Source organism: Paenibacillus diazotrophicus (assembly GCF_042610465.1).
In genome coordinates, this window is record NZ_JBGJZN010000001.1 from 1,385,910 (window position 1) to 1,400,219 (window position 14,310).

Here is a 14,310-nt window from a genome sequence, read left to right on the forward strand (position 1 = left end):
GCTCTGTTTTACTGGAGAAAAGCTTTAAAACTGAATATACTGACTTGACGTTGTTGGTAAAATCAGATAGATTAAAAACATTCTTCATATCGAAAAGCATTGACCGAGGATCTATGTTTCCAGGATCGTTAGAACAGAGAAGGGATTCACCGGCTGAAAGGTCCCTCAAAGAACGAGCGAAGCATATCCTGCCTTGGTAGCTGCAGCATCTTATGCTGCCGGAATCGGCCGTTATCCGCATTGAGGACTGTCAGGTGTATGCACCTGCGGTTGAATTAGGGTGGTATCACGACACATTCGTCCCTGACGGATGTGTCTTTTTTGCGTTGACCATAAGGAAAATGAAATTCACTTATACACATAAGAGAGGCTGATTAGTATGCGCCACAGCAATTTGTTAGCAACAACTCTTCGTGAAGCACCGGCGGAAGCAGAGACCATCAACCACCAGCTGCTGCTGCGTGCAGGATACATCCGTCAGCTGGCGGCTGGAATTTATACTTATCTCCCTCTGGGACGACGGGTATTACGTAAGATTGAGAATATTGTGAGGGAGGAAATGGACGCTGCCGGTGTGCAGGAAATACTGATGCCTTCCATGCAGCCCGCCGAGCTCTGGAAAGAATCGGAACGTTATGAGGTGTATGGTAAGGAACTGATGAAGCTGAGGGACAGGCACGAACGTGAATTTGTACTGGGACCGACACATGAAGAGGTAATTACATCTCTTATACGGGGGGAGATCAGTTCGTACCGGAGACTTCCGGTCACGCTCTATCAGATCCAGACCAAATTCCGCGATGAGCGCCGTCCCCGTGCGGGATTAATGCGTGGCCGGGAATTTCTGATGAAAGATGCATACTCTTTTGATACAGACTGGGATGGGCTGGATGTCACATATGCAAAGATGTATAAAGCGTATCAGCGGATTTTTGAGCGTTGCGGACTTACTTTCAAGGCCGTGCAAGCAGATGCCGGGGCTATCGGTGGCGAAGGTGAAACCCATGAATTCATGGCTTTGTCAGATATAGGCGAGGATACGATTGCTGTATGCTCTTCCTGTGATTATTCCGCTAATCTGGAGCAGGCCGAAGTATATACAGGAGATGGGGAGGTTCACCGTAAAATTGACATTCTTCCTGCAGCGGTAAAATTTCATACTCCTGGGATTCGCACCATTGATCAACTGGAACAGGAACTTCAAATTGCACCTGAGCAGGTAATAAAGACGCTTATTTATCAAGGCGGGGACAAAACCTTTGCCGTGCTTGTTCGCGGGGATCATGAGGTGAATGAGATTAAGGTAAGGAATTATATGGGAGTTAGCGACATTGCCCTGGCCGATGTTGAAACGGTTCAAGCGGCCGCAGGAGTAGAGAATGGGTATGTTGGGCCGGTAGGACTCCCGCTAACCGTGCTGGCCGACAGGGCAGTAGCTGCAATGACATTTGGGATTACTGGAGCCGGGGAAAAGGACTACCACCTAAGTGGAGTAGTGCCTGGCCGGGATTTCGAGCTTTCACATGTTGGGGATTTCCGCACAGCTAAGGAAGGGGAACGCTGCCCTGTTTGCGGCAATGGCGTCATTCATCTACAGCAGGGGATAGAGATTGGGCATATCTTCAAGCTGGGGACAAAATACAGTGAGAAGCTGGGGGCATCATTCCTGGATGCAACCGGCAGAAGTAAACCTGTGATTATGGGCTGCTACGGTATCGGAATCTCGCGTCTGCTGGCTGCGGTGGCTGAACAGCATTACGACGAGCAGGGGCTGATCTGGCCCGTGGCGCTGGCACCTTACAAGGTACACATCCTACAGTTATCTTTTAAAGACGAGGTGCAGAGGGCTGTTGCAGAAGTGCTGTATGAACAGCTTACACAGCTTGGTATTGAGACCTTGCTGGATGACCGGGATGAACGGGCGGGTGTGAAATTTAAAGACTCCAGCCTGATAGGCATACCTGTAGCCATTATTGTCGGCAAGGCAGCGGGAGAGAACAAAGTGGAGTACATGGACCGGAGATCGAACAGTAAAGAGCTGATGGACATTACAGAAGCTGTATCCCGTATTGTTCCCTGGCAGATCGGATAACCAGACAAAGTTTCCTGGAATACGTTAAAAAGCGGCAGACTTAATGGTATAATAAACTACTGGACGTATTTTGGAAGAATGAGGCTAAGGAGCGAATCTTTTTGAAGACACTTATTATTGCGGAGAAACCGGATATGGGGCGGAATATCGCCGCCGCAATAGAACCGAAGGCCAAAAACTACCGTTCTTATCTAGAAGGTGAGCAGTATATCATTACTTGGGCTATCGGTCATCTGATCGGCCTGGCCGAACCGGAAGCGTATGACTCAAAGTACAAAAAGTGGAATATCAATGACCTGCCGATTATCCCGGAGGAGTTCAAGCTGGTGCCGAATGCGCGTACTCTCGATCAGCTGAGGGTGATTGGGGAGCTGGCTAAGCGCAGCAATCTGCTGGTGAATTCCTGCGATGCCGGGCGCGAGGGGCAGCATATCTTTTCACTGATTCAGCGGCATTTGAAACTGGCACAGCCCGTGAAGCGTCTATGGATCTCTGATCTGACCCCGGAAACGATCCGCAAAGGTTTTCAGGAGCTGAAGGACGGATCGGAATACGAGAACCTGACTAAGGCTGCAAAGGCACGCAGTGAAGCGGACTGGCTGATTGGAATGAACGGCTCGCGTGCTTTTACCACTAAACATAATGTACTGCTGTCGGTAGGCCGGGTACAGACCCCTGTGCTTGCGTTGATTTATGACCGGCAAAAGACAATTGAAGCTTTTGCCTCGCTGAAATTTTTTGAAGTCGAGGGGCATTTTGCCCAGCATGAGATGAATTACAAAGGTATGTGGCAGGGTGAACGGATGACGGATGGAGCCAAGGCGGAAGCACTTGCCGCCAAGGTGAAAGGCAAACCGGCACGGATTGCCTCCTACGAGGTGAAAGAAACAAAGGAATATCCGAACAAACTGTATGACTTGACGCTGTTGCAGCGGGAAGCTAATGGTAAATATGCGTTTTCCGCCAAAAAGACGCTTGATCTCGCCCAGGCGCTCTACGAAAAGCATAAAGTAATCTCCTATCCGCGTACGAATTCCAACTATGTGACCGAGCAGAATATTCCGGAAATGCATAAGACGCTGTCTGCGCTCCAGGGAACGGCCTATGACGAATGGGTCAAAGGTGCGAACCGGAACCTGGTGCATAAGGGCAACAAATTCATCTGTAACCCGTCCAAGGTAGAGGATCACCATGCCATTCTGCCAACGAACCGCAAGGCTTCCGGATTAAGTGCCGATGAAGCCAAGCTCTATGATCTGATTGTCCGCCGATTTCTCTCGCAGTTCTATCCGGCTGCGGAGTATAAGGTGCATACGGTGATCACCGAGGTGGAAGGTGAAAACTTCAAGACAACAGTCAAGGAGCTGCTGAGTCTGGGCTGGAAGGTCATCTACGGGGATCAGAAGAAGGACAAGTCCAAACCGGCTAAAGGCAAAGGCAAGGAAGACGAGGAGGAGGAGGAAATCGAGGTAAGTGAGCCATTCTCGATAGATCCCAATGCTGAGGTTCATTGCAGTGATGCCATTGTGAAAGAGAAGGACACCCAGCCGCCCAAGCATTATACCGAAGGCACGCTGCTGAAAGCGATGGAAAGTGCGGGCAAGCAGATTGAAGATGAAGAGCTCCGCGATGCAATGAAAGATTCAGGGCTTGGCACACCAGCTACCCGGGCAGCAACCATCGAACGGCTGAAAAATGTAGGGTATGTGGAAATGCAGGGTAAAAAAATTGCCATTACCCAAAAAGGCCGCACCGCGATTGAATTAATCCGTGGAGCGGGTGTTGAACTGCTGACTTCCCCGGAAATGACGGGTCAGTGGGAGCGCCGACTGAATGAAATTGCCCGGGGAACCGCTGCGGACAGTCAATTCATGGCGAATGTGAAGCGTTTTGCTTCCATGATCGTGGATAAGGTCCGTGTGCAGTCCCGGGCGGACAGAACCTCCTTCGAAGGGGAGACGCCTTCACTTGGCGGTGGAACCAAAAGCCGTAGCACTGCAGGCTCCCGGACAACAGCCAACAAGGCATCAACACCAAGGAAACGTAGTGGGGAAGAGGGAAGTGCAACTGCAGCAGTGAAGTCTTCCCGCAGCAAGCAGACTGTAGCAGATAGCAGTACGGATAACGGTCCCAAGGTCATCGGATCTTGCCCTCGTCCGGGCTGCGGCGGTATGATTTTTATGGGCCGCAAAGGCTACGGCTGCTCCCATTACAAGGAAGGCTGCAAGTTCGTAATCTGGAAAGAAACCTATGGCCGGTCGCTTACGGATTCTCAGGTGAAGGCGCTGATCGAGAAGGGACACACCGGCAAGCTTAAGCTCACAGCGGAGGACGGCTCATCGCTGGAGGGCAAGCTGGTTCTAAAGAACAATGATACAGGCCAGCTCGAAGTAGAGTAAGCTCATCAACTGCCGACCACCCGAAGCTCGCTTGTCTCATCTATAAGCATTACCAAAGAGGATGCGCTCCAGTTGCCAGGGTCCCTGGCCGGATCGCATCCTCTTCTAGTTATTTATGAAATTATTGGGCAGAGGACAGGGCGGAATCAATAGCGGCAGTCAGCCCCTCATAGGAGGAGTCAGGCAGCAGCTCTCCATTAACCATAAACTTCGGCGTACCGTTCACACCATAAGAGCCGGCGATTTTGAAGTCTTCTTTTACATCGTACATATAAGTCTGGTTCTTGAGATCCTGCTCGAACTCGCTATAGTTAAGGCCTTCGATGTTCTTTTTGACGAAGCCTAGAATGAATTTTTGGGTAGCCCATATTTTGCTCTCATCACCCTGGTTCGCGTATAGCTTATGCACATACTCCCAGAACATCTCATTGCTCTGCTTGTAGATGGCTTCACCGGCACTGGCGGCAAGATAGGAGTCACGGTCGAGAAAAGCAAAATTCATGAAAAAGAACTGTACTTTGCCGGTATCCACATATTCCTTGATGAACGTATCCAGATAAGCGGCGGTCCACTTTTTACAGGCAGGACATTTGAAATCAGCGAATTCGATGACCTTCACTGTGGCTTTTTCGCTTCCCAGATGCGGCTGCTTTTCGTATTTGAGCCCGTCCACAACGATGGTTCCTTTGACATCTGTGTAGTTCGGGAGTTTGTCGAGTTCGGCTGTTTCGCCGGATTCGCCTCTTGTAGTGACAAAGACAAGAACACCGATCAGCAGAATGACAACGATCCCGAGCAGCATGGGCAATAATCGTCTGGTAGTCGCTGTGTTGTCAGGGTTTGTTCTTTTATTCATTATTAACCTCCTGCGTGGGATGAAAATCTACTCAAACAGTATAATCATCCTGCTGCAGGCTGCATATGTCATTTGTAACAAGGGCTCTCCCGGGACTTCAGCCGTGGCTCTTATACTGTACTGCAGACCGGATAACCGGAGGCACTTCACTAATGGAGGAGATTGTAAGAACGGACTGCTGCATCTCGCGCTGCAGCTCAATGAGATTGTATAGCCATTCATTCTGTTGCTTTAGATAGATGCTGTTGATACCCGCTGTAACAGCCGGAAGCACATCCGTGCGCAGAGAGTTGCCGATCATCCATGTGTTTTTGCGGTCAAAGCTGTGCGTACTCAGTATATTCTCCAGCGACTCGACATTTTTATGCTGGCGGATGTAGATCCTGTCATCAAAATAAGCGTCTAGCTTCATCTGCTCTATTTTGCGCTGCTGGATGGTATCATCGCCTCCGGTGTATAGGTAGAGGGCATGACCGTCTTGCTTCAAGGTGTCCAGGGTTTCAACCATTCCCGGGTAAGCCTCGACCTCCTGATCATACACGCTCATCCCGAGTTTCATCAGCTGCTGTTCATGATAAGGGTCAGCTGGGCGGCTGTATTTGATGCAAAAGAAACGGTAGGTTGCAATGAGGGACTTCGGAAAATTATCGCTGGCGAGGCCGCTTGTGCTTACAGTTTGCACATCAATTTCTACTTGTTTGCTGCGGAATTCAGCGGTAGTCGCGCCGTATTCACCGAACCACTCTGACATCAGCTCGAAATATTGCCCCAGAATGAGGTCGAAGTATTTGTTGCAATGCACCAGGGTATCATCAAGATCAAAAATCACTTGCTGTGTCAAATATTTCATAACGTTCACTCCTAAAAGTTTTGAGAGCAGTTGCTCCTTGATCGGCTTCGTTCAAAACTTGCTTCGGAAGCATAGTCTAAGTTTTGAGAGCAGTTGCTCCTTATCTGTATCTCTTCCTGTACTGTATACCTATTATAATCGGATATATGACTCCAGAAACATCTGAAGCTCCGAAGCGCCGTCCGGCCTAATACTGTATCGTTCCGTGCCTTCACCCCGAAGATGCACTCGGAGCAAGCCTGCCACACGCAGAATGAGCAGGTGATGCATCAGCATTTCCCGGGATTGGTTAAGTTCGGACTGCATTTCCCATAAAGACTTAGGCTCGTGGGCAATGAAGCGCAGCATTCGCAGCCGGGTCGGGTCCGAGAGGGCTTTGGTCAAGCGGAGCAGTACAGTTGGCGGCTCATCTTCACTGTCCAGAGGTACATCGACAGGATACTGGACCAGCATCATTGTTTTGTAGAAGCAATAGGTATTGATCGGCCGGTTATGGATGGTGGGAAGCAGCACGATGGTTTCCAGCTCTGGGATGTCCTCCATAACCATTCCGCCGGAAGCATATTCAATCAGCGCCACGATATCCATTTTACTCTCCAGCATTTTTTTCTCGGCGGCGTCTTCGATCATCAGCGGCAGAATCTTTTGCTCCGTATGGCGGAAATACTGCTCGTACCATAGACGCAGGAGCGGGGTGTACCCATATTTTATCCTTGCACATTCTTCAAGATTGAATGCCTGGAAAAAAGGCGATGTGCGCTCGAAGCATTCTTCCAGCGTGCAGGCTTCAAGATCGTCGAGGAATTGCGTCACCTTGGAAGCCGGGCCTCTGCTGTATGCCCATGCGTATAGAACATCATAATCCTCAAAAGGCCACTCTGCGGCCTGACGCAAAGCGGAAATTTGCAGTGGGGCTATGCGGCTGTCTACATCACGGATCCAGTCAGGTCCGATATCAAGATTGGAAATCCATTTTTTAGTCACATATAACATAAAACTGTCCAGCAGTTCATATACCGGCGAAACATCAATTTCTAATTTATAGTTCATGAAGCTTGCACCCCCAGGAAATCGGTCACTTCTATTATTATCTCTTGTTTTGAAGAAGGTTGTCCACTATAATGTTCCGTGTTTGCCAGGGCGGTGTCACTACCACAATCATAGAATTATATAGGAGGATTCATCTGTGTCAGACGTTCATTCAATATCTGTGAATCAGAGCAGCAAGCTCAATTACATCATTCTGATTACTGTTATCATTGCGGCTGGACTCAGCCAAGGCTTGTTGCTGCCGGTTTTATCCATTCTGCTGGAGCAAAAAGGGGTTTCATCCTCACTCAACGGATTGAACGCCGCTGCACTATACGTAGGTTCCTTCGCCATGACATTGGTAGCGGAACGGATTCTCAGCGCCATCGGATTCAAAAAGTTGATCGCAGCAGGCGTCAGTCTGGTCCTGGTGTCCCTCATTTGTTTTCCGCTACTGCCAGGTGTCAAGGCATGGTTTTTGCTGCGTCTGCTGGTGGGCATCGGAGATTCGGCGATCAATTATGCTGCCCAGCTCTGGGTGCTGTTAATGACGCCTGCTGCACACCGTGGACGAAATCTATCCCTTTATGGTATGTCTTACGGCCTGGGGTTCAGTCTGGGGCCGCTTGGCATAAGTCTGCTCCGTTTCGGGCAGGCGGCACCCTTTGCAGCGATTGCGCTCTTATTCCTGTGCGTACTAATCCTGGTGGCGCTGAAGCTTCCGGACTCTCATCCGGACAAAGTAGAGCACGGTGAAGGACAGGCCCGGCGGTTCGCCCGTAGCTACAGTCTGGCGTGGTATGCGCTGATCCCTGCTCTTTTATACGGATATATGGAAGCCAGCCTGAACAGTAACTTTCCGGTCTACGGATTACGAATCGGCTTCAGTACCAATCAGATTGCAGCGCTTCTTCCCTTTGCGGGGATTGGCGGATTGTTGCTTCAAATGCCTTTAGGCATATGGAGTGACCGTCACGGGCGGAAAAAAATACTGATTTTCTCAGGTGTGGGAGGGGGCTTGGCGTTCGCGCTACTGCCGCTTACAGGAGACCATTTCCTGTGGACACTGGCTGTGTTTATGATAGCAGGCGGACTTGTAGGCTCTTTTTTCTCACTCGGACTCAGCTATGCTGCTGATATCCTCCCGCGCAATTTACTGCCTGCCGCCAATGTAGTCTCTTCTTTTCATTATAGCTTCGGCAGTATTATTGGTCCGGGTATTGGCGGTTTGCTGCTGCAATTTGGCTGGGGCGGAGGCGTTTTTGTGCTCCTGGGTGCTTTATATATGGTGTTCGGCCTGGCAGGGTTATTATTCTCGCCACGGAAGCCGATTTGAGGTAAGATAAGAACGAGTGCTCGCATGGAATTTGATCCCGCTTTCAGAGTACACTATAGAGTAGAGTAGAGATGAAGACAGGGAGAGGCTGAACTATGATTACAGTTGAACATTTGGCCAAAGCAGTAGGGGATGACAAGGTTCCGGTACTGCAGGATATTGGCTTTCAATTAGAAGCAGGTGAATTTGTGGTTCTGCTGGGAGCCAGCGGAAGCGGCAAATCAACACTTCTGCGGTGCCTGGCGCTAAAGGAGAAATGGGACAGGGGAAACTTCAGGGTAGATGGAACGGATATTAAGAAAAGCCCCTTCGCCGGCAAACGCAAAATCAGCCGTGAGTGGGCTTATCTGGAACAGAATGCTGAGCTTAATCCGAACCGCACGGCTCTTAAGAATGTATTGATTGGACAGTCCTCACAGACACCGCTGTGGCGGATGGTTACAGGTATGGTGCGTTCAGATGATTATATGGGTGCAATGGACGAGCTGGATTTATTGGGCTTGCTCGACAAGGCGAAGATGAAGACCAGCCAGCTTAGCGGCGGGGAACGTCAGCGTGTGGCGATTGCCCGGGCACTGGTACATGGTGCAAAGGTTATTCTGGCAGATGAGCCGGTGACCGGTCTGGATCCCAAAACAGCGGAGAATGTGCTGGAGACGCTGCGCAAGCTGTGCAAGGAAACAGGACTTACCGTGATAACAGTAATCCCGATTGAGCTGGCGGAGCGGTATGCTACACGACTCTGGGTTCTGGAAGATGGAAGAATTAAATATGATGTCAAGGGCCGCCGGCTAACCTCTCAGGAGCGTGCCCATTTATAGCGGAATGAACCACGTAACCGGGAAAGAGTGATGAAGTTGAGTAGGCATATTATAAAGCGTCTGGCGGCGTTATCACTGTCACTGTCTTTATCTGTGATGTCAGGCTGCACTTTCATCAGTGATCCTGTTTCGCGGATGAAGGCACCGCAGCTGTCGGCTGACAAGGCGTCCTTGATGACAGCGATTAATTCGCTGAAGCCTGCCGGTTCCACGCTGATTCGTCCGGCGAATGACGATGATAGTTCTATTTTTACGGACGATCTCGACAAGGACGGTATCATGGAGACGCTGGTGTTCTATCTGACCAAGAACGAAACGGTACAGATTCACGGGATGATATTGGAGAAGCAGGATGAGGGCTGGGTGAAAGAGCTTGTGTTTGACGGAGATGGGATGGAGCTCGACTCTGTCGACATTCTGGATGTAACCGGCGACGGCAAATTGGATATCATAGCAGGATATTCGCGCGGTGAAGAAAAGGGCATGGTGGTATACCGTTATGGGGGCGGAGCTCTGGAGGAAGTACTGACACAGCCCTATACCAAATACTTACTGGATGATCTGAACGAAGATGGGATTGAAGACATCACGGTTGTGAATTTTAAGCGCAATGAATTTGCCACGATTACTACCTATCAGTACAGCGACGGATTCAAGGTTCTGGATGAGCTCGATGATCTGGACCCATATTTCAATAGTTATTACAATATTGTCTCAGGTAAAGTAGCTGAGCATAAAGAAGGTATTATTCTGGATGCGGCAGTGGATTCCCGCTCTGCATACTCAACCATGGTTGTTATGGAGAACAACAAGCTGCGGGTGGTCGTTCCGGGAGACGCACGCACGTTCAAGGAACGAAAGATTGTCAGTGAAGACATCAATGGTGACGGCATTTTGGAGATCGGCCTTCTTGAGCCGCCTAAGGGCTGGGAGTATTTCGACCCGCAGACCATCCCTTATTTTAATTCCTATTATAAATGGGATGGGAAGAACGGCCTTACGTTCTCCGACCAGCTGTATCAGGACCCTTCGGACCGCTTCACCATTAACATTTTACCGAAATGGTATGGGAAGGTGACGGTTGACACCAAGTCTGTTCAGGATAAATTTCTAAGATTTATTCTGCTGGATACCGGAGAGACGGTCGCTGAGGTTTCTTTCTTTACTCCTGCGGAATGGGAACGGGAGAAAAACGGCGGCTGGGAGCTGTTAGGAAGCGATCTGGACAAAATTATTGTTTACCGGGGAGAATTGGAACAGAGTACAAGCGGAGGAGACAACAATACAATCACCTCGCCTATTGAAAGGAAGGGAATCGATGAGTAAGGTATTAATCCTGGAGGATGAAGAATCCATCCGGAGTTTTATCGTGATCAATCTGAAGCGTAACGGGTTTGAGGTGCTGGAGGCAGCAGATGGTAACGAGGCGCTGCATAAGCTGACAACTGTGCCGGATATTGATATTGCCTTGCTGGATGTCATGGTGCCAGGCATCGACGGCTTTGAGGTGTGCAGAAGGATCAGGGAAACCAATGAGCGGCTTGGGATTATTTTTTTGACGGCTAAGGTACAGGAACAGGATAAAGTCTATGCCCTCTCGGTAGGAGCAGATGACCATGTCAGCAAACCGTTTAGTCCCACAGAGCTGATTGCCCGTATCCAGTCGCTGCTGCGCCGGGTTAATGTCCACCGTGAGCAATCCGCCAAGGTCTCCTTTCATTCCGGGCCGTTTACACTTGATCTGATCTCCAAGCAGTTCAAGCGCAGTGGAGAGGCCATCGAGCTGACACCGACGGAGTTTTCACTGGTTCAGTATTTTCTGGAGATGGAGAATACCCCGCTCAGCCGGGATTCGCTGCTCGATCATGTCTGGGGCAAGGAATATATGGGAGATCCCAAGATTGTTGATGTGAACATTCGCCGTCTGCGCCAGAAGATTGAGAATAATCCTTCGGAGCCGGAATATCTTCAGACCGTGTGGGGCCACGGTTATAAGTGGAAAGGCCAAGGACAATGATCAAGAAGGGGATGCGCAGACAGATTGTATTGCACTATATCTTTGTCGTCTTTGTGGCGCTTCTCCTCGTTGAGGTTATATTCCTGCTGGCCATCCGGACCTATTACTATGACAGTGTATACAGTAAAATCACCCTGCATATCGGGATGGCGGAGGATTTCCAGAAATATGAGATTTCCGGAGAGCATTCGCCTAACCAGCTGCAAAAGCTGCTTGATTTCTTTCAGATGGACTATACCGAGCTGCAGGTGCTGACACTGGATGGGAATATGCTGATCAGCTCCACTGGATTTCAGCCTGACCGCACGATTACGACGAGTGATGTGCCGGAGGCAGTGGGTGGAAGCTTCGGCCGCTGGGTTGGACGCCAGCCCGGAACGAACGAGAGTGTAATGGCGGTGTCCAAGATGGTGCATATTAACGGCCGCGAAACCTATGTGATCCGTTATGTTACCTCTATGGAGAGAATTGACAGTGATCTGCTGAACCTAACGCTGGTATCCATTGGAATTGGTGTGGCGGTTATGGCAATCGTGGTTTTGTTCAGCTTCGGTCTGGCGAATTCGATTGTGAAGCCGCTGAAGAATATTACTGCGGTCTCAGCCCAGATGGCCAAAGGAAAGTTCACGACGCGGATCAAAGGCGATTACAAATATGAAATTGGCGATTTGGCCTCAACACTGAATTATATGGCGGATGAAATTATCCGCAGCAATCAGATTAAGGATGATTTCATCTCCTCCATTTCGCATGAGCTGCGAACCCCGCTTACAAGCATTAAGGGCTGGAGCGAAACGCTTATTTCAGGTGGATATGATCCCGAGGAAACCAAGCTGGGCATGGGTATCATCTCCAAAGAAAGTGACCGGTTGATCGGGCTTGTGGAAGAGATTCTCGATTTCTCCAAGCTGCAGCAGAATGAGATGAAGCTGTCCATGGGCCGTGTAGATATCAAAGTGCTGCTTCAGGAGACGATTCTGAATATTTGGGCCAAAGCAGAAAAGAAACGGATTCATCTGTTGTTGGAATGTGAAGAGACATTTTATATCAGAGCGGATGCTAACCGGTTGAAGCAGGTATTCTTGAACTTGGTCGATAACGCTGTGAAGTTTTCTCCTGAAGATTCGAGCATAGTTTTGTCTGCACACCGTCTGAGCTCCAGTGAACTGGCAGTTGTGGTTCGTGACAGCGGTATAGGGATCAGTGAGGCACATCTTGGCAGAGTACGCGACCGGTTCTTCCAGGTAGATGCATTGAATGGCGGTACAGGTCTGGGCCTTGCCATTTCGCAGCAAATTGTGGAGCTTCATGGCGGCAAGCTGGAAATGGACAGTGAACTTGGCAAGGGAACGCAGGTAACTGTAATTTTGCCAATGGCGGAAGATCAGCCTTCCACGGGTTCACCAGCCATTGAACTGCTATGAATTAAATAGGGTAATAACAAAAGGGATGCGGCAACTGCAGGTGACAGTTGCCGCATCCCTTTTAATAATTATTATAAGGCTTAAACGAAAGTAGGCTCTTTAAAAGTAAAGTAAACCGTTTCAATGGTTATGTCTAACGGGGATGAACTTGCATAAGAATTAAGATGGAAGTCCTTCGGCACGCAGACGGCCTGTTTTTTCGTATACCTCCTGCAAAAGACGGGAAGGCTGGGTTTTGATGACCGGTTTGGCCGCCACAATCTCATTCGGTCCAACAACCACAATGTTGTCGGGGCTGCCTTTAATCACTGCACCATCTTTAATTACCGCGCCTTCACCAATAATGGCATTCTCAATCCATACGCTTCGACCGATTTTCACACCCGGCATAATAACGCTCTGTTTAACCAGGCTTAGCTTGCCGATTTCAACCCCACCAAAAACAACCGACCGATTCAAACTGCCTTCCAGCAGACAGGTCTCGTTCACCAGACTTTCAGTGGCTGGCATCTGAAGGCGTGGTTTATGTGGAGCTGCTTTTGTTCGGCGGGCACGGCTGTACATCGGCCAATGGGAATTATCGAGTTTGAAGCCGTTATCTTCATGAAGCAGGTCCATATGAGCTTCCCACAAGCTGTCAACTGTACCCACATCTCTCCAGTAACCTTTGAAACGGTAAGCGAACAGATCATCATTGCCATCAAGCATCATTGGAATGACATCCTTGCCAAAATCATGACTGGAGGCCGGATTAGCTGCATCAAGAAGCAAATGTTCTTTCAGGTATTTCCACTCGAATAAGTAGATCCCCATCGAAGCAAGGTTACTCTGTGGAACCTTTGGTTTTTCCGCAAACTCGGAGATCTTAAGATCCTCATTTACGTTCAGTACTCCGAATCTGCTGGCCTCATCCCATGGAACCTCCATGACTGAAATGGTGGCTTTTGCTGATTTTTCGACATGATAATCCAGCATTTTCTTGTAATTCATATGGTAAATATGATCTGCCGACAGAATTAAGACATGCTCCGGACTGTGGCTGTCAATAAAATCAATATTTTTATAAATAGCATCAGCTGTTCCTGTGTAGCTGTCTCTGCCTTCAACGCCGGAAGGAAGCAGCTTTACACCTTTGTTAGACTGGGTATGGAGCCCCCATGGCTCACCCGCTCCGATATGATTGTGCAAGGAATTAGCTTCATATTGTGTCAGTACCCCAATAGTATCAATATCAGAATTCACACAATTGCTGAGGGGAAAGTCAATGATTCTATACTGTCCGCCGAAAGGGACTGCAGGCTTAGCCATGGTGGTAGTCAAGGGAGCCAGTCTGCGGCCTTCCCCGCCTGCCAGAAGCATGGCGATACATTCTTTTTTACTCATTTGTTATCCCTCCCATTTTTTTGTCAATGCTTGTAATATACACGCAGAGCAAGCACTTGAAACGCATAGGTGAAATATATTGCCGTACTTCTGCAAAAATTAC

The 14,310-nt window shown here is 49.2% G+C and carries 11 protein-coding genes; 7 read left to right on the forward strand and 4 right to left on the reverse strand.

All coding sequences use genetic code 11. The features are described 5' to 3' along the window. Window positions 1–379: 379 nt before the first annotated feature. Together ACAN54_RS06310 and ACAN54_RS06315 are read left to right on the forward strand one after the other, a co-directional pair. On the forward strand, window positions 380–2,092 hold the full coding sequence (locus ACAN54_RS06310) for a proline--tRNA ligase (protein WP_379151921.1): 1,713 nt from the start codon (window positions 380–382) through the stop codon (window positions 2,090–2,092). Between the two features lie 101 nt (window positions 2,093–2,193). Continuing rightward, window positions 2,194–4,491 carry a type IA DNA topoisomerase gene (locus ACAN54_RS06315; protein ID WP_379151924.1) on the forward strand — a complete coding sequence of 766 codons (2,298 nt, stop codon included), beginning with the start codon at window positions 2,194–2,196 and terminating at the stop codon, window positions 4,489–4,491. A gap of 121 nt (window positions 4,492–4,612) precedes the next feature. Here the strand turns inward: ACAN54_RS06315 and ACAN54_RS06320 are convergent, their stop codons facing one another. The 3 genes from ACAN54_RS06320 to ACAN54_RS06330 form a co-directional block, all read right to left on the reverse strand. Beyond that, on the reverse strand, window positions 4,613–5,347 hold the full coding sequence (locus ACAN54_RS06320; protein WP_379151927.1) for a DsbA family protein: 735 nt from the start codon (window positions 5,345–5,347) through the stop codon (window positions 4,613–4,615). 97 nt (window positions 5,348–5,444) lie between these two features. Then, window positions 5,445–6,197 (reverse strand): HAD family hydrolase, encoded by a 753-nt coding sequence (locus ACAN54_RS06325; RefSeq protein WP_379151930.1) that lies wholly within the window; start codon window positions 6,195–6,197, stop codon window positions 5,445–5,447. Window positions 6,198–6,329: 132 nt separating this feature from the next. Further along, window positions 6,330–7,247, reverse strand: a complete 918-nt coding sequence (locus ACAN54_RS06330; protein WP_379151933.1) for an ArsR/SmtB family transcription factor — start codon at window positions 7,245–7,247, stop codon at window positions 6,330–6,332. A gap of 160 nt (window positions 7,248–7,407) precedes the next feature. Here ACAN54_RS06330 and ACAN54_RS06335 point away from each other — a divergent pair, with 160 nt between their 5' ends. From ACAN54_RS06335 to ACAN54_RS06355, 5 genes are all read left to right on the forward strand, one after another. Next, entirely contained in the window at window positions 7,408–8,562 is a 1,155-nt protein-coding gene (locus tag ACAN54_RS06335; RefSeq protein WP_379154107.1) for an MFS transporter, read from the forward strand. A 95-nt stretch (window positions 8,563–8,657) separates the two neighbouring features. Beyond that, entirely contained in the window at window positions 8,658–9,383 is a 726-nt protein-coding gene (locus ACAN54_RS06340; RefSeq protein WP_379151936.1) for a phosphonate ABC transporter ATP-binding protein, read from the forward strand. Between the two features lie 27 nt (window positions 9,384–9,410). Beyond that, a complete protein-coding gene (locus tag ACAN54_RS06345) occupies window positions 9,411–10,709 on the forward strand; it encodes a hypothetical protein (RefSeq protein ID WP_379151939.1) in 1,299 nt (432 codons plus the stop codon). After that, on the forward strand, window positions 10,702–11,400 hold the full coding sequence (locus ACAN54_RS06350) for a response regulator transcription factor (RefSeq protein ID WP_379151942.1): 699 nt from the start codon (window positions 10,702–10,704) through the stop codon (window positions 11,398–11,400). The genes ACAN54_RS06345 and ACAN54_RS06350 overlap by 8 nt, the downstream gene beginning before the upstream one ends. Next, entirely contained in the window at window positions 11,397–12,824 is a 1,428-nt protein-coding gene (locus ACAN54_RS06355; RefSeq protein WP_379151945.1) for a sensor histidine kinase, read from the forward strand. Before ACAN54_RS06350 ends, ACAN54_RS06355 begins: the two co-directional genes overlap by 4 nt. Window positions 12,825–12,983: 159 nt before the next feature. Here ACAN54_RS06355 and ACAN54_RS06360 read toward each other — a convergent pair whose 3' ends face one another. Continuing rightward, on the reverse strand, window positions 12,984–14,207 hold the full coding sequence (locus tag ACAN54_RS06360; RefSeq protein WP_379151948.1) for a glucose-1-phosphate adenylyltransferase: 1,224 nt from the start codon (window positions 14,205–14,207) through the stop codon (window positions 12,984–12,986). Window positions 14,208–14,310: the final 103 nt, after the last annotated feature.